This is a genomic window from Pseudonocardia sp. ZF1 (assembly GCF_056835605.1).
Genome location: NZ_JAJNBY010000001.1, coordinates 275,290 through 294,264, shown reverse-complemented (window position 1 = coordinate 294,264; position 18,975 = coordinate 275,290). Strand labels below are relative to the sequence as shown.

The 18,975-nt window shown below is 74.1% G+C and carries 21 protein-coding genes; 5 read left to right on the top strand and 16 right to left on the bottom strand.

Going from position 1 to position 18,975, the window contains the following annotated elements; all coding sequences use genetic code 11:
- The first annotated feature begins 34 nt into the window (after positions 1-34).
- Positions 35-2,071: a cytochrome c oxidase assembly protein gene (locus ZF1_RS01485; protein ID WP_482636322.1), complete on the top strand. Its 2,037-nt coding sequence runs from the start codon at positions 35-37 to the stop codon at positions 2,069-2,071.
- On the opposite strand, the gene ZF1_RS01480 is transcribed toward ZF1_RS01485, so the two are convergent.
- Both ZF1_RS01480 and ZF1_RS01475 read right to left on the bottom strand, forming a co-directional pair.
- Complete coding sequence (locus ZF1_RS01480) at positions 2,032-2,322, bottom strand: hypothetical protein (RefSeq protein WP_482636321.1); 291 nt, start codon at positions 2,320-2,322, stop codon at positions 2,032-2,034. The genes ZF1_RS01485 and ZF1_RS01480 overlap by 40 nt on opposite strands.
- A gap of 193 nt (positions 2,323-2,515) precedes the next feature.
- Entirely contained in the window at positions 2,516-4,807 is a 2,292-nt protein-coding gene (locus ZF1_RS01475; protein WP_482636320.1) for a heavy metal translocating P-type ATPase, read from the bottom strand.
- A 167-nt stretch (positions 4,808-4,974) separates the two neighbouring features.
- On the opposite strand from ZF1_RS01475, the gene ZF1_RS01470 reads away from it, so the two are divergent.
- Positions 4,975-5,661 (top strand): DsbA family protein, encoded by a 687-nt coding sequence (locus tag ZF1_RS01470; RefSeq protein WP_482636319.1) that lies wholly within the window; start codon positions 4,975-4,977, stop codon positions 5,659-5,661.
- Between the two features lie 25 nt (positions 5,662-5,686).
- Here ZF1_RS01470 and ZF1_RS01465 read toward each other — a convergent pair whose 3' ends face one another.
- The gene (locus ZF1_RS01465) at positions 5,687-5,983 is read right to left on the bottom strand and encodes a hypothetical protein (RefSeq protein WP_476653412.1); all 297 of its coding nucleotides are present in this window, start codon (positions 5,981-5,983) and stop codon (positions 5,687-5,689) included.
- A gap of 35 nt (positions 5,984-6,018) precedes the next feature.
- Entirely contained in the window at positions 6,019-6,213 is a 195-nt protein-coding gene (locus ZF1_RS01460) for a hypothetical protein (RefSeq protein ID WP_482636318.1), read from the bottom strand.
- A 233-nt stretch (positions 6,214-6,446) separates the two neighbouring features.
- On the opposite strand from ZF1_RS01460, the gene ZF1_RS01455 reads away from it, so the two are divergent.
- A complete protein-coding gene (locus tag ZF1_RS01455) occupies positions 6,447-7,307 on the top strand; it encodes a helix-turn-helix domain-containing protein (RefSeq protein WP_476653410.1) in 861 nt (286 codons plus the stop codon).
- Between the two features lie 5 nt (positions 7,308-7,312).
- Here the strand turns inward: ZF1_RS01455 and ZF1_RS01450 are convergent, their stop codons facing one another.
- The 4 genes from ZF1_RS01450 to ZF1_RS01435 all read right to left on the bottom strand — a co-directional run bounded on the left by ZF1_RS01450 (position 7,313) and on the right by ZF1_RS01435 (position 9,470).
- Positions 7,313-7,540: a DUF397 domain-containing protein gene (locus ZF1_RS01450; RefSeq protein WP_476653408.1), complete on the bottom strand. Its 228-nt coding sequence runs from the start codon at positions 7,538-7,540 to the stop codon at positions 7,313-7,315.
- A gap of 354 nt (positions 7,541-7,894) precedes the next feature.
- A complete protein-coding gene (locus ZF1_RS01445; protein WP_476653406.1) occupies positions 7,895-8,182 on the bottom strand; it encodes a HigA family addiction module antitoxin in 288 nt (95 codons plus the stop codon).
- A gap of 10 nt (positions 8,183-8,192) precedes the next feature.
- Positions 8,193-8,474 (bottom strand): type II toxin-antitoxin system RelE/ParE family toxin, encoded by a 282-nt coding sequence (locus ZF1_RS01440; RefSeq protein ID WP_482636317.1) that lies wholly within the window; start codon positions 8,472-8,474, stop codon positions 8,193-8,195.
- Positions 8,475-8,525: 51 nt separating this feature from the next.
- Positions 8,526-9,470 carry an EamA family transporter gene (locus ZF1_RS01435; protein ID WP_482636316.1) on the bottom strand — a complete coding sequence of 315 codons (945 nt, stop codon included), beginning with the start codon at positions 9,468-9,470 and terminating at the stop codon, positions 8,526-8,528.
- Positions 9,471-9,525: 55 nt separating this feature from the next.
- Between ZF1_RS01435 and ZF1_RS01430 the strand changes: the two genes are divergently transcribed.
- Complete coding sequence (locus ZF1_RS01430) at positions 9,526-10,095, top strand: CGNR zinc finger domain-containing protein (protein WP_178376746.1); 570 nt, start codon at positions 9,526-9,528, stop codon at positions 10,093-10,095.
- A 78-nt stretch (positions 10,096-10,173) separates the two neighbouring features.
- On the opposite strand, the gene pcaD is transcribed toward ZF1_RS01430, so the two are convergent.
- Positions 10,174-10,941: a 3-oxoadipate enol-lactonase gene (gene pcaD, locus ZF1_RS01425; protein WP_482636315.1), complete on the bottom strand. Its 768-nt coding sequence runs from the start codon at positions 10,939-10,941 to the stop codon at positions 10,174-10,176.
- Between the two features lie 95 nt (positions 10,942-11,036).
- Between pcaD and ZF1_RS01420 the strand changes: the two genes are divergently transcribed.
- Positions 11,037-12,512: an aldehyde dehydrogenase gene (locus ZF1_RS01420; protein WP_482636314.1), complete on the top strand. Its 1,476-nt coding sequence runs from the start codon at positions 11,037-11,039 to the stop codon at positions 12,510-12,512.
- Here ZF1_RS01420 and ZF1_RS01415 read toward each other — a convergent pair.
- From ZF1_RS01415 to ZF1_RS01385, 7 genes are all read right to left on the bottom strand, one after another.
- Positions 12,499-12,639 carry a hypothetical protein gene (locus ZF1_RS01415; RefSeq protein ID WP_253068195.1) on the bottom strand — a complete coding sequence of 47 codons (141 nt, stop codon included), beginning with the start codon at positions 12,637-12,639 and terminating at the stop codon, positions 12,499-12,501. The two genes, ZF1_RS01420 and ZF1_RS01415, sit on opposite strands and share 14 nt — an antisense overlap.
- Before the next feature lie 416 nt (positions 12,640-13,055).
- The gene (locus ZF1_RS01410; RefSeq protein ID WP_379673228.1) at positions 13,056-13,514 is read right to left on the bottom strand and encodes a Rieske (2Fe-2S) protein; all 459 of its coding nucleotides are present in this window, start codon (positions 13,512-13,514) and stop codon (positions 13,056-13,058) included.
- 37 nt (positions 13,515-13,551) lie between these two features.
- Complete coding sequence (locus ZF1_RS01405; RefSeq protein ID WP_482636313.1) at positions 13,552-14,898, bottom strand: DUF6529 family protein; 1,347 nt, start codon at positions 14,896-14,898, stop codon at positions 13,552-13,554.
- The gene (locus ZF1_RS01400) at positions 14,898-15,452 is read right to left on the bottom strand and encodes a hypothetical protein (protein ID WP_482636312.1); all 555 of its coding nucleotides are present in this window, start codon (positions 15,450-15,452) and stop codon (positions 14,898-14,900) included. The genes ZF1_RS01405 and ZF1_RS01400 overlap by 1 nt, the downstream gene beginning before the upstream one ends.
- A 1-nt stretch (position 15,453) precedes the next feature.
- On the bottom strand, positions 15,454-16,386 hold the full coding sequence (locus ZF1_RS01395; protein WP_482636311.1) for a hypothetical protein: 933 nt from the start codon (positions 16,384-16,386) through the stop codon (positions 15,454-15,456).
- A complete protein-coding gene (locus ZF1_RS01390; protein WP_405420314.1) occupies positions 16,383-17,357 on the bottom strand; it encodes a DUF4142 domain-containing protein in 975 nt (324 codons plus the stop codon). Before ZF1_RS01390 ends, ZF1_RS01395 begins: the two co-directional genes overlap by 4 nt.
- Before the next feature lie 14 nt (positions 17,358-17,371).
- Positions 17,372-18,748 (bottom strand): ferredoxin reductase family protein, encoded by a 1,377-nt coding sequence (locus tag ZF1_RS01385; protein WP_482636310.1) that lies wholly within the window; start codon positions 18,746-18,748, stop codon positions 17,372-17,374.
- Positions 18,749-18,975: the final 227 nt, after the last annotated feature.

The following is an 18,975-nucleotide window of genomic DNA, read 5'->3' as shown; positions in this document are numbered from 1 at the left end:
ACGTGCCCGGTGACCACCTGCGGAGGGGTTCTCGGTGAGCGCGAGCACGGAGCAGGCGACGACCGATGCGGCCGGTGGTGCGCAGCCCGCACCGGCGGTGCCGGCGCGGCGCGACCGCCGTGCCCTCCTGACCGCGCTCACGGTCGCCCTGGTGCTGCTGTGCGCCGGCGTCGCGGTCGCCGTCACGATCGGCGACGACGGCTTCTGGCGGCAGAGCGGGCTGCCGGTGCCCGAGCCGGGCCTGAAGGCCGCGACGGTCGTCGCGAAGGTCCTGGCCGTCGCCGCGACCGCGCTCGCCGCCGGGTCGCTGCTGGTCGGCGGCCTGGTCGCGGCGCCACAGGGGTCCGGGACGGTCGACGTCCACGGCTACCGCGCGCTGCGCCGGGGCACCCTGGCCGCCACCGTCGCCGGGGTGTCGGCGATCGCCGCGGGCTGGCTGTCGGTGGCCGACATGACCGGCAACTCCCCCGGCGTCCTGGCGTCGGTGGGCCCGTTCGGGTGGCTCGGCGCCGCCGCGACGATCGAGGAGCCGCTGGGCTGGGCGCTCGCCGGGGCGCTGCTGCTGCTCGTCGCCCTCGGGTCGGCGTTCTCGCTGAGCTGGAAGGCCGTCGCCGCGCTCGGGCTGGTCGCCGCGTGCGCGATGGCGGTGCCCGCCGCGGTCCACCCGGCCGCGACCGGGGCCGGGCACGACTGGAGCGGCGATGCGAACGTGCTGCGCGCCGTCGCCGGGACCGCCTGGCTCGGGCTGGTCGCCGCGCTGGTCGCGTTCCGCGCGCACGGCGGCGTCGTCGAGGGACGGACCGCGGGCCGGGTCCGCGGGCTGCTCGCCGTCGGCGGGGTGGTGTACCTGGCCGGTGAGATCGTCTTCCAGCTGGTGGTGACCGACGCCGGTCCGCTCGGCGGGTCGGCCTACGTGCAGGTCGCCGTGGCCGTCGCGGTGCTGCTCGCGGCCCTGGTCCCGTTGACCGCGCTGCTGGTCCGCGGGCTCGTCGCCGCCCCGGGCGGACCGGCGCCGGGCCGGCTGCTGCCGGTGGTCGCGGTGCTGGGGGCGGTGGTGGCGACGCTGGGCGTCGCGAGCATCCGGCTGGTGCCGCCGCGGTTCGTCGTCGCCGACGACTCGGCGCTGCAGACCCTGATCGGCTGGGACATCGACCGGCCGTTCTCCGCGCTCGCGGTACTGACCGACTGGCGCTGGAACCTGCTGTTCGGCACCGGTGCGCTGGTGCTGGCCGGGCTGTACCTGGTGGCCGTGCGCCGGCTCGCGTCCCGCGGGGTGGTGTGGCCGGTCGGGCGCACCGTCGCCTGGCTGCTGGGCTGCGCGACGCTGCTGCTGGCGACGTCGTCGGGGCTGGGCTTCTACTCCCCGTCCATGTTCAGCGTCCACATGATCAGCCACATGACCCTGAACATGCTCGCGCCGATCCTGCTGAGCCTCGGCGGCGCGGTCACGCTCGCGCTGCGGGTGCTGCGCCCGGCGGGCCGCGGCAACCCACCCGGCCCGCGCGAGTGGCTGCTCGCCGCGGTGCACTCGCGCGTCGCGAAGGTAATGACCCACCCGGCGTTCGCGGCGGTGCTGTTCGTCGGCTCGTTCTACGTCCTGTACTTCACCCCGCTGTTCGACGGGGCGCTGCGGTTCCACTGGACCCACCAGCTGATGAACCTGCACTTCGTGCTGGTCGGCTACCTGTTCTTCTGGCCGCTGATCGGCGTCGACGCCGCCCCGCACCGGCTGCCGCACCTGGGGCGGCTCGCGGTCATGCTCGCGACGATGCCGTTCCACGCGTTCTTCGGCGTCGCGGTGATGAGCTCCTCGACGGTGCTCGGGGAGAACTTCTACCGCCAGGTCGGGCTGCCGTGGCTGGACCTGCTCGACGACCAGCGCACCGGCGGCGGCATCGCCTGGGCGACGGGCGAGATCCCGATGCTGCTGGTGATGGTCACGCTGGTGGTGCAGTGGTCGCGCGACGACTCCCGGGAGGCGGCCCGCAAGGACCGGCAGGCCGAGCGGGACGACGACGCCGAGCTGAAGGCCTACAACGCGATGCTGGAGCAGATGCGCCGGGGCGGCTGAGCGCCGGTCGCGCTCACGCCGTCGCGGCGGTCGCCCTCAGCCGGGTCAGGCCCGGCGAACACGACGGCGGCGAGGCCCGCCCCGTCCTCGCCGCGGACCTTCAGGTCCCCCGGCCGCGGGACCAGGACGAGCTCCCCCGCCGCGACGGTCGTCCAGCAGCCGGTCGTCGTGCGGACCGGGGCGCGGCCCTCGCGCAGGAAGACGGACCCGGTGGCGTCGCGGAGCACCGTGGCCGTCGCGCCGTCGGTCACCCGGGAGCGGCGGGACCGCCGCAGCTGCCACTCCGAAAGGCCGGCATCCGGTCGAGGCGGGTGTCGATCGCATCGGGCAGGGGTGCGGTCACCCCCGGATCAGCCGCGGGACGGGTCGCCGTATTCCGGCGACCACGCCCGTCCACACCCTCCGGCGGTCGTCCACACCCGCTGCGACGGGTGTGGGGACCGGTCAGGGGGTGTGGACCGTGGGCTCCACGTAGTCGGTCGACTCCTCGCCGACCGGGGTGCGCGTCCCGCCGAGGGTGCCGTCGGCCCAGCTCGCCGCCTTTCGCAGCCGCAGGCTGTTGGTGACCACCAGGAACGACGACAGCGCCATCGCGGCCCCGGCGAGCAGGGGGTTCAGCAGGCCCGCCATCGCGATGGGGATCGCCGCGGTGTTGTAGCCGAACGCCCACCACAGGTTCCCGCGGATGGTGCCCATCGTGGCGCGGGCGAGCTCGACGGTCGCCGGGAGCACGCGCAGGTCGTCGCGCACGAGCACGACGTCGGCGGCCTCCAGGGCGACGTCGGTGCCCGAGCCGACGGCGATGCCCAGGTCGGCCGCGGCGAGCGCGGCGGCGTCGTTCACGCCGTCGCCGACCATGGCGACGGTGCGGCCCTGCGCCTGCAGCGCACGGACCTGGTCGACCTTGCCGTCGGGCAGCGCCCCGGCGACGACCTCGGTGATCCCGCAGGCCCGGGCGACGGCGTGCGCCGCGGCGGGCCGGTCACCGGTCAGCAGCACCGGGCGGAGCCCCATCGCGACGAGCTCGGCCACCGCGACCGGTGCGGACTCCTTCACCGGGTCGGCCAGCGCGACCAGCCCGGCGAGGGCGTCGTCGACGTGCACGGCGACGACGGTGTGCCCGGCCGCCTCCCACTCCACGAGCCGCGGCGCGAGCGCGTCCGTGTCCTCCGGAGGTCGCCCGACGGAGACGGTGCGGCCGTCGACGGTGCCGCGGGCGCCGAGCCCGGGCAGCGCGACGAAGTCCTCCACCGCCGGGACGTCCGGCCCGGCGTGGGCCCGGATCGCGGCGGCGATGGCGTGTTCGGACCCGCTCTCGACCGCGGCGGCGCGGGCCAGCACCTGCGCCGCGTCCGTACCCGGGAGGGCGGCGACCTCGACCACGGCCATCCGCCCGGTCGTCAGCGTGCCGGTCTTGTCCAGGACGACGGTGTCGGCGGCCCGGGTGGTCTCCAGCGCCCGGTGCCCCTTCACGAAGATCCCCAGCTCGGCGCCGCGGCCGGTCGCGACCATCAGCGCGGTCGGCGTCGCCAGCCCCAGCGCGCAGGGGCAGGCGATGATCACCACGGCGATCGCGGGCGCCAGCGCGCCGGCCCAGCCGGCGCCGGCCAGCAGCCAGCCCCCGAGGGTGAGCAGCGCCAGTGCCAGCACCACCGGCACGAACACCGACGACACCCGGTCGACCAGCCGCTGCGTCGCGGACTTCTCGGTCTGCGCCCGCTCGACGGCCGCGATCATCCGCGCGAGCCGGGTGTCCGCGCCGACCTGCTCGGCGACGACGACCAGCCGCCCGCCCGAGGCGATCGTGCCGCCGGTGACGGCGTCGCCCGGCCCGACCTCGACCGGGACCGGCTCGCCGGTCATCGCACTCGTGTCGACGGCGGCCCGCCCGGTCTCGACGACGCCGTCGGCGGCGACCCGCTCGCCCGGCCGCGCCAGGAAGCGGTCGCCGACCCGCAGCCGTCGCACGGGGATGCGGGACTCCGTCCCCCCGGACAGGACGGTGACCTCGTCGGTCTCCAGCGCGGCGAGCGAGCGCATGACACGCCCGGCGGTACGGCGGGCGCGGGCCTCGAAGTACCGCCCGGCCAGCACGAACGTCGTGACCCCGGCGGCGACCTCGAGGTAGAGCGGGCCGGAGGGGTGCAGCACCGCGTCCCACCCGGTGAGGGTCTGGCGGGTGTCGAGGAAGGCCATCTCCCCCAGCGACCAGGCCGACGCCGAGATCACGCCGAGCGAGACGAGGGTGTCCATCGACGTCGTCCCGTGGCGCAGGTTCAGCACGGCGGTGCGGTGGAACGGCCACGCCGCCCAGCCGACGACGGGCAGCGCCAGCGCGACGACCACCCACTGCCAGTACGGGAAGCGCAGCGACGGGACCAGCGACATCGCCAGCGACAGGTCGGCCAGCGGGATGAACAGGATGAGCGCGACGGCCATCCGGGTCCGCAGCCGTCGCAGCGCGGAGTCGTCGGAGGTGGCCTCGTCGCCGGTGTCGGTCGGGCGGATCTCGGTGGCGCCGTAACCGGCCTTGCGGACCGTCTCGACCAGGGTCGCGACCGGGGTCGCCGACGGGTACCGGACCAGCGCGCGCTCGGTGGCGAGGTTGACGGTCGCGTCGACGCCGTCGAGCTTGCCGAGCTTGCGCTCGACACGTCCGACGCAGGCCGCGCACGTCATGCCGTCGATCTTGAGCTCGACCGTACGGACGTCCGTCTCCCCCACGGTCCTGTCCACGGCACTGTCGGTACTCACGACCCCATGGTTCTACACGCGATCGAAGATCCGCCACCCGGGCCCCTGACCTGCGGCGGACCGGCGCCCCGCCGAACCGTTGCGGGGCGACAGGGCGTACAACTGGTCGTCGGGAGTGGGGGTACGCGGACGTCCGAGGAGGAACCCTGATGGCCACCGGGAAGCGGAAGGCGGCGGCGAAGAACCCGCTCACCGCGAGGAAGGGACCGTCGCAGTTCACGGTGATCGCTCTGATCGTCGTGGTGGCCTTCGCCGCGGTCGTCGGTGTCGGCGTCTACTGGAAGAACTCCGGCGGCGGGATCGCGGTCCCGGCGAACGCGTCCGCGCAGGGCGTGACCGTCGGCAACGAGGCGGCCCCGAAGACCATCGACATCTACCTCGACTTCCAGTGCCCGATCTGCAGGCAGTTCGAGGCACAGGCCGGGCAGACGCTCGACCGGATCGTGTCCTCCGGCCAGGCGAAGATCGTCTACCACCCGATCGCCATCCTGGACCGGGCGTCGTCGACCCGGTACTCGACCCGTGCGGGCGCCGCGGCCGGATGCGCCGCCGCGGCCGGGGTGTTCCCGCAGTTCGAGAAGGAGCTCTACGACAACCAGCCCGCCGAGGGCGGCGCCGGGCTCCCGAACGAGCAGCTGGTCGCGCTCGGGCAGAAGGTCGGCGCGGGCGGCGACTTCGCCCAGTGCGTCGACGACCAGCGCTACGCGCCGTGGGTCGGCCAGATCACCCAGCAGGCGTTGCGCGACGGGGTGTCCGGCACCCCGGCCGTGAAGGTCGACGGCACCCAGGTCGACGCGACCGCGCAGGCTCTCCAGCAGGCGGTCGCCGCGGGCTGAGGCCGCGGCCCTCCGGCGGCGCGGCTCAGTCCGTCACGCCGCCGGAACGCCACGCGGCGACGGCCTCGGTCACCTCCCGCCCGCGGACGCGCGTCAGGTCGCGGTCCCGGTACGGCGAGCGGACACGCTGGGCGACGGCTGCGGCGAGGTCGTCCAGATAGCCGTGTCCGCCCTCGCCGAGGGCGCGCTGCTCGTCCTCCGCGAGCTCCAAGAGCACCGAGTACCCGACGGGGCCGTCCGAGCAGTTCACGTCCAGGTAGCTCCGGGCGCCGTCGTGCAGGAGGAACCAGGCGTGCGGCTCGTGGTCGACGACCTGCATCACGGTGCTCTCCCCTGCTGGCAGACATGCCCGACCGATCAGGCACGACCGGTGTCGCGGAACGGGCAGGTCGCACACAATCCGTCCTGCTCTGCCTCCGACCTACGCCGACGCTCAGCCGCAACCTGAGCCCAGACCCTTCGCTGGGCCTCGGTGTCCATCTGCGTCCCGATGAGGACGGCGAACCAGAGAAGCAGCAGCACACCCCCGACGAGGATCAGCCAGGTGATCATCCCGACCACCCCCGGACGGTCGATACGTGCCCGTACGTGCGAATCATGCGTCGTCGGAACATCTCGCACCCCCGTTCGTCGGGCGGGGTGGCCGCCCTCCCAGGTGAAAGGCGAGTATGCGACGCGAACGACTGCCTGCACCAGACCAGATGCAAAATCAGTCCTGCAATTGCATCCGGCGGCGGCGTCCGAGTACTACTCTCAGCTCAGGTTCGCGCTGAGGAGGTCGTGACATGACCGTGACGCACGGTCCGATAGTCGTCCGCAAGCGGCTCGGTCACGCTCTGAAACAACTCCGCATGGCTCGTAATCTTCAACTCGCGCCAGTCGCCAAGCAGATGGAGATCTCACCGTCCAAGCTGTCCCGGATCGAGACCGGGCAGGTTGAACCCAAGTTCCGGGACATACGGGATCTGCTGACGATCTACAAGGCCTCCCCCGCGGAGAGCGAGCGCATCCTGGAGTGGGCCGGCGAAGCCAAGTCGCCTGCGTGGTGGCAGCCCCTGGCGACGAACGTCGCAGGTGGAAATCTGGATCAGCTGCTGTCCCTCGAGACGGAGGCTCGGAGGAAGCGGACCTTTGCGATGCCGATGGCCGGACTCCTGCAGACCGAGGCCTACGCACGGAGCCTCCTCGGATCAGGTCAGCTCGATCTACCCAGAGCCGAGATAGATCGAATCGTCGAGGTCCGGATGCGTAGACAGAACGTCATCAATCTCGATCGAACCGACGCACCCCCACTGGAACTGCACGTCGTCCTCGACGAGGTCGCCCTGCATCGGGTGACGGATCCAACCATCATGCGCGATCAGATCGCCCTCCTCCTCCGCCGCAGCGCGCAGTCGAACGTGAAGCTCCAGATCCTCCCGTTCTCGGCCGGGTGGACTCGCGCCGTCAGCACGTTCTCGATCTTCGATCCGCGAGACCCGACGACCGACTGGCCGGTCATCAACGTCGAGAGCACCGAGAGAGATTCGTACTATGACACTGCAGCCGACGTAGCCGAGTACGAGAACGTCTGGAAGAACGTTCTTCCGAGCGCGCTCGACGTCGACGCCACGCGACAGAGGCTGCTAGATCACCTGGAAGCGTGATCGGATCAACTACGCAGGCGACTCAGATCGAATTCGGCGTTCCGGACCCCGGCGACGAATGCGACCCACTCCGAGTCGGAGAAGCCGACCTCTGCCCCCGTCGTCGTCGAGCGGACGACAACGCCCTCGGACGTTGCCGCGACCGCGACACACTCACCGCCCATACAGAAAGAGCTAGTGACGAACTGCGAGCCGGATTCGCGCTGCGGGCCCTCGTGGCCTGGGTTCGACACGCTCGACCTCTACTGTTCATGCCCGCACACGTCTTGCGGGGCCCTCTCCTGACCTGCCGAAAGGCAGAATTCGGAGTGTGATCACCCTCCCACGAAGATCGTGTACACCCGTCGGCGGGCACGGCGGCAGCGACGGTCACCGGCTCGTTCTACCGCTTGACTTACGAGATCGGCCGCTAGACCACTCCGTCACTCACAGCCGGTACAGCTCCCGTCCAGTCATCGGAACGGAGTCGACAGCCCGTTCGAAGGGTGCGTCATCCGATCGCGAGAGTCCCGACGAGGCGCGGCCACGCCCGCCGCGTCAGGATGCTGCCCCCCGGGCTTCGAGACCTGACCGCGCGAGGCGCGAACTCAGGCACTCGCCCGTGGCATGATCGTGGTCAGGTCGACGGACCGCTCCGCCGTCCGCAAGTCGTAGTTGTCCTGCAGGTTGAGCCAGAACTGCGCGGTCGTCCCGAAATAGCGCCCCAGCCTCAGCGCGGTGTCCGCGGTGATGGCCTGACTGCCGCGCAGGATGCGGTTGATACGCATGGGGTCGACATGAATGGCCTTGGCCAGCGCGTTCTGGCTCAGCCCCAGGGGTTCGAGGTACTCCTCGGCGAGGATCTCGCCAGGAGTGACCGGTGCCAACTCGTCCACGATCTCCTCCTCAGTGGTAGTCCACGATTTCGACGTCCTCGGGGCCCGCCTCGGTCCAGTGGAAACAGATCCGCCACTGGTCGTTGATGCGGATGCTGTGCTGCCCGGCCCGATCACCCCGCAATGCTTCGAGCCGGTTCCCCGGGGGACTCGCCAGGTCCCCGAGCGTGACCGCGGCGTGCAGCACGGTCAGCTTGCGCAGCGCGACACGGGCCAGCTTCGGGTCGAACCGCCGAGGCCTGCATCCGTTCCAGATCTCCTCGGTGAGGCTCCCGTTGAACGACCGCAGCACCGCACAATTATAGCGCGTCACGCTATAGCCGCCAACGACTCCGGCCCGAGCTCAACCCTGGGTGGCGATCTCACTCGGCGTCGCCGCGACCCGGTTCTCCGCCCGCCGGATCAGCACGATCCCCCCGAGGATCAGCACCCCACCGCCCACCTGGACCAGGGTCGGCACCTGAGCGATCAGCACCCAGGCCGCCAGCACACCGAACATCACCTCGGACAGCCCCACGAACGACGCGACGCGCGTGTCGAGCCGGCGGATGGCGATGATCCCCGTGAGGTACGGCAGCGCCGTCGCGAGCACGACGAGCATCCCCAGCAGCACCGGCCAGGGCACGTCGACGCCCGCCAGCCGGCCGCTGGACTCCCCCACCCGCCACGGCGTGATGCCCAGCAGACCGGTCACGGTGAGCGTCACCGCGCCCACGACCATCGCCCCGGAGATCATCAGCAGCGGCGGGACGCCGCCCTCGTCGTCGCCGCCGGGCAGCAGGAAGTAGACGCAGACGCACACCGCCGCGCCGAGGCCCCACAGGATTCCCGTCAGGTCGACGCGCTGGGGCCCGAACGGGTCGACGACCAGCACGAGTCCGGCGAGCGAGACCAGGCAGCCGACGAGCGTCACCGCCGCCGGCGCGCGCCGGGTCCGCACCCAGGTCCAGCCGACGAGCAGTACGGGCGCGAGGAACTCCAGCAGCAGCGCGACGCCCACCGACAGGTGCTGCAGCGCCTGGAAGAAGCACAGCTGGACACCGGCGACGGCGGCCAGGCCGTAGAGCAGGACCTTGCGGGCGTTCGGCGCACTGAGCGGGTACCGGCGCAGCATCACGACCGTGACCGGGAGCAGCAGGACGGCGGCGCCCGCGATGCGCAGCAGCGTCGTGAGTCCGGGCGACCAGCCCGCCTCCAGGAACGCCGCGCCGAGCGGCCCGGAGAAGCCGTACGCGGCGGCCGAGACCAGCGCCCACATCAGCCCGCGGACCATGTGATCCCGTGTCACGACCGAAGTACCCATAGACTCCTGACACTAGGAACCGACCATGTCAGGGGTCAACATGGAATTCGCCCATGACACCCAGGTGCTGCTCGCGGCGGCCGCGGCGCTGGTGAACACCCGTCGGGCCGAGCCGGACCCGCTCGACGACGTGCCGGGCTTCGCGGCGTGGCTGGCCGAGCAGCCGTACTCGGGGCGCCGCGCCGGCTCCGACGACGAGCGCCGGGCCGTCCGTACGCTCCGCGAGCGGCTGGCCGGACTGTGGCCCGCCCACGGCGACGACGACGGCCCCGACCGCGACGGCACCGTCACGCTGGTCAACGCGATCCTCGCCGAGACCGACGCGCGCCCCCACCTCGCGCGGCACGACGGCTGGGACTGGCACCTGCACGTCACGCCCCAGGACGCGCCGCTCGCGGACCGGATGGGCGCGGAGATCGCGATGTCGGTCGTCGACCTGGTGCGCGGCGACGACCTGTCCCGGCTGCGTCGCTGCGCCGCCGAGGACTGCGACGCCGTGCTGGTCGACCTGTCCCGCAACCGGTCCAAGCGGTTCTGCGACACCGGCAACTGCGCGAACCGCGCGCACGTCGCCGCCTACCGCGCCCGCCGCGCCACCCGGACGCCCTGACACCCCGGCCTCGCCGTGTCGATCAGTACCTGAGCGCGGTGCGCCGCGGTCGGGACCGCGCTCAGGTACTGATCGACGTCAGCTGCCGGGCAGGTGCTCGGTGAGCAGGGCGTTCACCTCGTCGGGGCGCTCGTAGTTCAGCAGGTGTGCCGAGTCGGCGACCTCGGCGTAGCGGGCGCCGGGGATCGCGTCGGCGATCTCGTGCAGCGACGACGGCGGCGTCGCCGGGTCGTCCGCCCCCGCCACGACGAGCGCCGGCACCGACACCGCACCCAGCTCGGCGCGGATGTCGAAGGCGCCGATGGCGGCGCAGCAGGCGGCGTAGCTCTCGTCGTCGGAGGCGCGCAGCATGTCCAGCAGCCGCTGCTCACCGGCCGGGTCGCGCTGCGCCCAGGTCTCGACGTACCAGGTCCCGGGCCGGGAACCGACCATCGCGGCCGTGCCGTCGGCCCGCACGGTCGCCGCGCGCTGCGGCCACGAGTCCGGGTTCGGGAAGCGCGCCGCCGTCGCCAGGACCGCGATGCTGCGCACCCGCTCCCCGCCGTGCACGCCGAGCCACTGGCCGATCGCCCCGCCGATCGAGACGCCGACGTAGTGGAAGTCCCCGATCCCGGCGGCGTCGGCGGCGGCGAGCGCGCCGCGGCCGAGCTCGGAGATCGTGAGGTCACCGGTGACGGGGGCCGAGTCGCCGTGGCCGGGCAGGTCGAACCGGACGCAGCGGAAGCGGTCGGACAGGGCCGCCACCTGGGCGTCGAACAGGTGCAGGTCGGTCCCCAGCGACGGGCCGAACAGCACGGCCGGTCCGTCGGCCGGACCGTCCACGACATGGTGCAGATCGAGTGCCATGTGCCCATCCTGCACCGGCTGCGGATTGCGGCCCGGGTTCGTAGGGTCACCGGCGAGGACGTGCGCCATCGGAGCCGCTGGAGAAAGGACCGTCCATGGCCGAGCTCGAGTCTTTCAGGATGCTCATCGGCGGGAAGCCGTCCGACGCGGCGTCCGGCCGTACCTTCGAGACGCAGAACCCGTTCACCGGAGCGCCGTGGGCGACCGTGCCGGACTGCGGCCCCGACGACGTCGACACCGCCGTCGCCGCCGCCCGCACCGCGCTCGACGGCGAGTGGGGCGCGATGACCCCGTTCGCCCGCGCCGCCTGCCTGCGCCGGCTGGGCGACCTGATCACCGAGAACGCCGAGGCGCTGGCCCGGACCGAGGTCAACGACTCCGGGAAGCTGTACCGGGAGATGATCGGCCAGCTGAGCGGGCTCGGCGGCTGGTACCACTACTACGCCGGGATCGCCCCGACGATCGAGGGCCGCCAGATCCCGGCGCCGAACCCGAACTACCTGGTCTACACGCGCAAGGAGCCGGTCGGCGTCGTCGCGGCGATCACGCCGTGGAACTCCCCGCTGCTGCTGATGACCTGGAAGGTCGCGCCCGCGCTGGCCGCGGGCTGCACGATCGTCGTGAAGCCGTCGGAGCACTCGCCCGCCTCGACGCTCAGGTGGGCCCAGCTGATCGAGAAGGCCGGGATCCCGGCCGGTGTGGTCAACGTCGTCACCACGAACGACCGGGACACCGCCGCGCACCTGGCCGGTCACCCGGGCGTCGACAAGGTCGCGTTCACCGGCTCCACCGCGACCGGTCGGTCGATCGCGAAGGCGGCCGCTGCGAACCTGAACAAGGTCACCCTGGAGCTGGGCGGCAAGTCCCCGCAGGTCGTGTTCCCCGACGCCGACCTGGAGTCGGCCGCGAACGGGATCATCGCCGGCGTGTTCGCCGCGACCGGCCAGACCTGCATGGCGGGGTCGCGGCTGATCGTGCACGCCGACGTCCACGACGAGCTCGTCCGGCTCATCGCCGAGCGCGCGGCGACGATCACGCTCGGCGACCCGAACGCCGAGGACACCGAGATGGGTCCGGTTGCGAACGGGCCGCAGTACGAGAAGGTCCTCGGCTACCTGGAGACGGCGAAGGCGGAGGGCAACACCGTCGCCTACGGCGGGGCCGCGGAGTCCGGGCTGGGCGGCTACTTCGTGCAGCCGACCGTGATCACCGGGGTGACGCCCGAGTCCACGGTCTACCGGGAGGAGGTGTTCGGCCCGGTGCTCGCGGCGCTCACCTTCACCGACGAGGACGAGGCCGTGAAGCTGGCCAACGACACCCCGTACGGCCTGGCCGGCGCGGTGTGGACGAAGGACGTGCACCGGGCACACCGCGTCGCCGGACGGATCCGGGCCGGCACGGTGTGGATCAACGCCTACCGGGTGGTGGCGCCGAGCGTCCCGTTCGGCGGGTTCGGGCACTCCGGGCTCGGCCGGGAGAACGGCGTCGCGGCCGTCGAGGAGTACCTGGAGAACAAGTCGGTGTGGGTGGAGCTGTCCGGCGGCACCCGCGACCCGTTCACCCTCGGCTGACCCGGGACCCCCGGGCCGGGGACTCCTCCCAGCCCAGCCGTTCGGTCCAGCGCTCGCCGCGGTCGGCACGACGCGGGGCGGGCACGCGGGCGGCGGGGGTGTCGGTACGGGTCTCGGACGTGCTCATGGGGACCTTCCGTCGGCGGTGTGCACCGCCGTGCCCGGGGTCGAGGTCCCGGGCACGGCGGTCCTCCGGCACCGTGGTCGGGACGCGCGGGTCCGGCGACGGGGAGCGTCGCCGGATCCGGCGACGTGTCGCGCGGCGCGGAAGTCGGGGAGCGGCCACGGAACCGGTGCGGACCGCACGCTACGGACCGACGGGGGCCGCTGTTCGCGAGCTGAGACCCCGACCGGTGGACGGACCCGCGAGCGCGACGGATGGGAATGCGTTCGGCCGTCGGGACCAGCCGAGTCCGTCGTTCGCCCGCGGGGCTCTCAGCGGGCGGCCGCTCTCCTGGGCGAACGCGAACGCGAACGCGCAGACAGAGCTCCGACCCGCGACGATCACGACGGTGTGGGTCGGCCGGTCCCGCGGGCTGCCGGTCAGGCCAGGATCACCTGCCCGCCCTCGACCCGCACCGGTCGCGAGGTGAGCGGGGCCTGGGCGGGGCCGTCGAGCGGGGCCCCGTCGGAGACGGCGAACAGGCTGCCGTGACAGGGACAGGAGATGCCGGCCTGGGAGACCTGGTCGACGAGACAGCCCTGGTGCGGGCAGGTCGCGTCGAACGCCAGGACGGTGTCCGCGTCCGGGCGGGTCACGACGACCTTCTGCTCGGCGAAGACCCGGCCGCCGCCGACCGGGACGTCGTCGACGGCGGCGATGCCGGCCGGTGCCGCGGCGGCGCTGCTGCTCGGGGCGGCCGCCGCGGGGGCGGGGGTGGTCGGTGCGGGCGCGGCGGGTGCCGTGTCGCGCGGGGTTCCGTAGGTGGCGCAGCCCGCGGCGCAGCAGGCCACGGCGGCACCGGCGCCGGCGAGGAGCCGGCGGCGCGGGATCGGGGACACGGGGGACCTCCGGAGGACGGTGGGAGCGGTCGGGGGGTCAGAACGACAGGCCGTGGCCGGCGAAGAACCACAGCGCCGAGGTCAGCCAGACCCCGGCGAGGACGGCGAGCAGCACCCCGCCCGCGACGGCGAGCAGCCACCCGGGCACGCCGGGGCGGCGCAGGAGCAGCATCTTGGTGACGAACGCGCCGTAGAACAGGCAGCCGAGCGCGGAGTGCAGCAGCGCCGACGTCGTCGCGCCGGACCAGCCGAACGCGTAGAGGCACTGCACGGCGACGGGCACGGTCACCAGCACCGCGGCGCGGCCCGACCAGCGGTGCGCGACCGCGGTGACCGGGTCGGCGTAGCCGCGCATCATCATCCGGCCGGTGACGCCCTGGACGATCGCGAGGACCAGGGCGGCCGAACCGAGCCACGCCTTGGCCGCGGCGCCGCTGGAGAAGCCGGCGAGGTTGACCGCGACGCCGGTGCCGACGTGCTGGCGGGCCCAGACGCCGAGCGCGACCGCGACCAGCGACCCGACCACGACGGGGACGGCCACGACCCGCCACGACAGGACCTCCGCCGGGACCGCGACGTCGTGGGCAGCCTCGGCGTCGGGGCGGCGACGGGCGCGCGCCGGGTCGGGTGCCGTCCCGCGGGACCGTCGACGGCCGGGGCCGCGGCGACCGGGCCTGCGGGCGGCGCCGTCGTCGCCGTCGGCCCGGTCGCGGACGGCGGGGCGTGCGGGGCGCTCGCGGTACGCGGCGGTCGGGTCCTCGGCCGGGGCGCCGGTGCGGACGTCGGCGCCGGCGGTCGCCCCGTCGCCCGTCCCGTAGCCCGTCCGGTCGTAGCGGCCGGGTTCGGCGTAGCCGGCGAGCGGTTCGTAGGCGTCGGGGTGGTCGGCCGTGCCTGCCGGCCGGCCACGGTGGTCGGCGTGGTCGGCGTGGTCGGACCAGTGCAGCCGGTCCGCGCCGGCGGGCCGGGAACGGCCGGGGGTGCTCCCGGACCAGGCCGTGTCGTCGGCGCCCTCGGACCATCCCGAGGGCGGGTCGTCACCGGCGGCCCGGCGCGGGCGGCCGGGACGCGCGGCCCCGGCGGCGGGCGCCGGGCGGCGCGGCGTGGTGACCCCGTGGGCGCCCGAGCCGCCACCCGGGGGCGGGGTGAGCGGGCCGGTCGGGGTGAACAGGTCCCCTGCGACGGCGTCGCGGCGACGGTCGGCGGTGCCCGCCCACCGGTCCGCGCCGCCGTCGGGGTCGTGATCGGGTGCCCAGGACGGCTCCGGGACGGCGGCCCAGCCGCCGCTGTGCTCGGGGCCGCGTGGGCTCGGGATGTCCGCGGGGACCGGGGCGAACCCGACCGGGTCGGTGAGCTCGCGGTCCGCGTGCCGCGCGCGGGGGGACATCAGTACCCACCGCCGTAGCCGCTGCCGCCGGTGGACGGGGCCGGCGCCTGGGCCGGGGCCTCGGCGGGTGCGGGGGCCGGCGTCGCGGCCGGGGCCGGGTCGGACGCGTCGGTCCGGGTCGCGGTGAAGTCCCAGGACCTCCCGTCGGCGCGGGCGGTGCCGGTGGCGACGCCGTCGGCGACGGTGTATTCGACCTCCGCGCCGTCCTTGCCGGTCAGGCGGGTGGTGCCGCCGGGTGTGGCGGTGCCCTTCGTCCAGGACTCGATGCCGCGGTTGTCGCAGACGTAGGCCTTCACGGCGCCGTCGGTGACCCGGATGTCGACGGTGACCTTCCCGTTCGTCGACCGGCCCTTGTAGACGACCTTGCCGGTCGCGGCCGGTGCCGGGGCGGCCGTCGGAGCGGGCGCCGCCGGGAGGGCGGTCGAGCCGGCGGCCTGTTCGACGGCGGCGGGCAGCGGTTCCGGTTCCGCGGTGAGCACGACGTTGGCCGTCGCGGCCCCGGCGGCGACCGCGCCCACGGCGACCATGGTCAGGAGGGGTCCGGAGAGTCGCATGTCAGCCCACCTCGATCCGGACCGAGTCGAACGCGGGCGTCTGGTTGGCCCGCTGCATCATCGGGGTGCGGTGCGACCCGTCCCCCGCCCACGACGAGCACTGCAGCTCGCCGGTCTGCTCGACCCCGGGCACGTCGATCGTGACGCTGTCCGGCTGTGCCCCTCCACCGCCGTCCTCGGTGGCCTGGAAGAACAGCGGATCGGGCGACGAGTCCGGTGCCTCGCCCGGGTCGGGCAGGATCCGGCAGGCGGTGTGGAAGTGGCCGCGCTGGAGTCCCTGGCCGTTGAGCAGGGACGCCTCGGCGTAGTAGCCGCCCTGGGCCGCGGGGAGGAACCGGTCGCGGACCAGGTTCCGGGTGCTGACGGTCAGGCGGAACGACTCCCCGGACCGGACCTTCGTCGGGGCCTGGGTGATGAGCAGCGACGGGCTGCGGTCGGCGTCGGCGACCTCGCCGAACGCGGTGGACACGCAGCGGGGCGCCTTCTGGAAGCCGTCGTGGGCGGTGAGCCGGCTGCCGGAGCAGTCGACGGCGAGGATGTCGAGCGCCGATTGCGCGCCCTTCTTCTCCCCGTCGCCCGCGCCGCCGGCACCCTGGTCGGCCGAGCCGCCACCGGCCCCGGCGCTGTCACCGGCCCCGTCACCGGAGCCCGATGAGCCGGAGCCCGATGAGCCGGAGCCCGTGTGCCCGGCGTGGTCGTGCTCCCCGCCCCCGGAGGAACTCCCGGATCCGGAGGCACCCTCGGAGGAGCCGGAGGAGCCGGAACCTCCGGACGAGCCGGTCGAGTCGGACGGCCCGGCGGCGACGTTCGCCGGCCGGTCGCTCCGGTCGGCGGAGGCGGCCCCGGCGGCGTACGCGGCGGGCCCGGCGACGAGCAGGCCCAGGGCGAGCGCGGTGACCGCGATCGTCCTGCTGCGGCTGGTGGTGGATCTCATCGGTATCGGCTCCTCGGGGCGGTGCGGTGCGCTCCGGTGGTGCGGGAGGGCGGCGCTCCGGTGTCGGTGTCCAGGTCGAGGTCGTGGGGGGTGGCGTCGGTGAGGCCGGGCCCGGGATCGGGCTGCGGCCGGACGGGTGGCACGTGCGCCAGCTCGTCCCAGGGGTCGGGTGGGCCGACCGGCAGGGCCCGCCGGGCGCCGTCGCGGGGGTGGCGCGGGGCGGGGACGAAGGCGGCGGCCGGGCCGGGGGCGGGGCGGCCGCGCCGGTGCAGGGTCATGAGCAGCCCGCCCGCGGCGAGCAGCGCGACCCCGACCACCAGCGCCGGGACGACGACGTCGGACGCGGTGCGGGTCCCGGTCGGCACCGGATCGGGCGGGGCGGGCAGCGCCGCGTAGTCGACCAGACCGGTCGACTCCAGATAGCCGATGTGCCGGGTGACGTACACCGACGCCTCGTTCGCGAACTGCCGCATGAGCTCGTTGCGGGTGCCGACCTTGACGTCGGTGATCACCGGCAGGACCGAGCCGTGCGCGGCGCGCAGGATCTGCACGAACTGGCGGTCGTAGTCGGTCCCGGTGCGGGCGGTCAGGTCGTTCATCCAGCCGATCTGCTGGTCGTTGGGCCTGCTGGGCAGCAGGACCCCGAGCTGTTCAGCGGTGGAGCGGACCAGCTCGTCGAGGTCGTGGTGCTCGACGCCGAGCTTGCGGGCGACCTCGCGGACGGCGGGCGAGGTGGCCTGCTGCTCGCCCTGCTGCCCGGTCGGGGCCTCCCAGAGACCGGCGAGGCGCACCTTCTGCAGCAGGTCGCGGTCGGCGGGCCCGAGCGGACCCCACCGGGTCTGCGTCCACCCCTGCTGCTGGTCGGTGGCGGCCGAGGTCGCCACCCAGTACTGGGCGAGCACGACGGCGGCGACCGCGGCCAGTGCGGCGAGCACCGACCAGCGGAGCGGGCCGGGGATCCGGCGGGACATGGGTTCTCCCCTTCTCAGACCTGGGCGAACTGCTCGGTGTGCACCCGGTCGTCCGGGACCCCGAGCGCGGTGAGGGTGGCGAGGACGTCGCCGACGAGCTGCGGTCGGCCGCAGACGAAGTAGTCGAGCCGGCGGGCCGGGTCCTCGAGGTCGGTCAGGACGGCGGCGAGCAGCGCGGTGTCGATCGGCCCGGTCGCCCCGGACCAGTCCGCCGACGGGCGGCGCAGCACCTCGGTGACCTGCAGGTCGATCAGCGTGCGCAGGTGCGCGAGCTCGGCCCGGAACAGCAGGTCGGCGCGGTCACGGGCGTGCACGACCAGCCGGTACGGCCGCCGGTCGCCGCGGTCGGCGGCGGTGCGCAGCATGCTCATCATCGGGGTGATCCCGACGCCGCCCGCGATCAGCACGAGCCCGGTGGACGGCACCGAGTCCGGGGTGAACGAGCCGTAGGGGCCGTCCACCCAGACCGGGTCGCCGCGACGCAGCTCGCGCAACCGCCCGGCGAAGTCGCCGGTGTGCCGGACGGTGAACTCGACCCGGCCGCGGTCGGACGCCGACGACGCGATGGTGAACGGGTGCTCCTCCACCGACATCCGCTCCAGCCGCAGCCAGGCGAACTGGCCGGGCCGGAACCACGGTCCGGCGTGCCGGCCGGGCCGGGCGAGGACGAGCGTCGACACGGTGGGGCTCTCCGGGCGCACGACGTGCACCCGGAACTCGCCGGTCGCCGCGCGGGCGCCCCAGCGGAGCACCAGCACCGCGACCAGCAGCAGGCCGAGCCCGCCCAGCACGGGCCCCATGACGGCGTCGCCGACCAGGTTGTTCAGCCACAGCACGTGCAGCGACGACGCGCCGACGACAACCGCGGCCAGGCTCAGGTGCAGCCAGCGCCACACCTCGTGCGAGCCGGACCGGACACCGCGCAGCGCGAGCAGCAGCAGCACGACGACCGCGATCGTCGCGAGGGTGGCGGCCTGGCCGCGGGCCGGTGCGGCGAGCGGCACGAGCAGCCCGACACGTTCGGGGTGGTCGGCCACCACGCAGGCGAGGTGCAGCGCGACCAGCACCCCGGCGAGCACGCCGAGCCTGCGGTGCAGGCCGAGCAGGGTCTCCAGGCCGAGGGCGCCGGAGAGCCCGCGCACCCGGGACGGCAGCACCGCGACGATCACCATCGCCGACAGCGCGAGCAGCCCGGTCAGCACCGAGAGCTGGTGCAGCAGCGGCTGCGGTCCGGAACGGAGCATCCAGATCAACGACGGGCCGACGAGGACCGTGACCAGCACGGATCCCCACACCGTGCGGGCGCGGCGGTGCGCCAGCCAGGCGTCGGCGGGCGGCGGGGTGTCCCGCCGCAGGGGTGCGGTGACCGGATGCGGAACCGGGCGGGTCACCGGTCACCGGGCGTGCGCCCGGCCGGTGAGGGTGCCCGCAGCGGGCGGGGGTGGTGGGTGCGCGAGCGGTGGACCGTCACGGACCGGCCTCGGGCCGGTCGCGGGTGCGACGCTACGGTCGGGCGGACGCCGGGGGCGCGTCCGCGCAGGGCGGGGCGGGTCATCGGATCACTCCGGTTCGTGGAACCGGCCGGGTGGGGAGCCCCGGCCACCGCCGCGGCATCCAG

Excerpts from the sequence above, each read along its gene's own strand:
- ZF1_RS01470 (WP_482636319.1), top strand. The coding sequence starts at position 4,975 with ATGGCCACCGGGAAGCGGAAGGCGGCGGCGAAGAACCCGCTCACCGCG.
- ZF1_RS01460 (WP_482636318.1), bottom strand. The coding sequence starts at position 6,213 with ATGATCACCTGGCTGATCCTCGTCGGGGGTGTGCTGCTGCTTCTCTGG.
- ZF1_RS01455 (WP_476653410.1), top strand. The coding sequence starts at position 6,447 with ATGACCGTGACGCACGGTCCGATAGTCGTCCGCAAGCGGCTCGGTCAC.
- ZF1_RS01430 (WP_178376746.1), top strand. The coding sequence starts at position 9,526 with ATGGAATTCGCCCATGACACCCAGGTGCTGCTCGCGGCGGCCGCGGCG.
- pcaD (WP_482636315.1), bottom strand. The coding sequence starts at position 10,941 with ATGGCACTCGATCTGCACCATGTCGTGGACGGTCCGGCCGACGGACCG.
- ZF1_RS01420 (WP_482636314.1), top strand. The coding sequence starts at position 11,037 with ATGGCCGAGCTCGAGTCTTTCAGGATGCTCATCGGCGGGAAGCCGTCC.
- ZF1_RS01415 (WP_253068195.1), bottom strand. The coding sequence starts at position 12,639 with ATGAGCACGTCCGAGACCCGTACCGACACCCCCGCCGCCCGCGTGCCC.
- ZF1_RS01405 (WP_482636313.1), bottom strand. The coding sequence starts at position 14,898 with ATGTCCCCCCGCGCGCGGCACGCGGACCGCGAGCTCACCGACCCGGTC.
- ZF1_RS01400 (WP_482636312.1), bottom strand. The coding sequence starts at position 15,452 with ATGCGACTCTCCGGACCCCTCCTGACCATGGTCGCCGTGGGCGCGGTC.
- ZF1_RS01395 (WP_482636311.1), bottom strand. The coding sequence starts at position 16,386 with ATGAGATCCACCACCAGCCGCAGCAGGACGATCGCGGTCACCGCGCTC.
- ZF1_RS01390 (WP_405420314.1), bottom strand. The coding sequence starts at position 17,357 with ATGTCCCGCCGGATCCCCGGCCCGCTCCGCTGGTCGGTGCTCGCCGCA.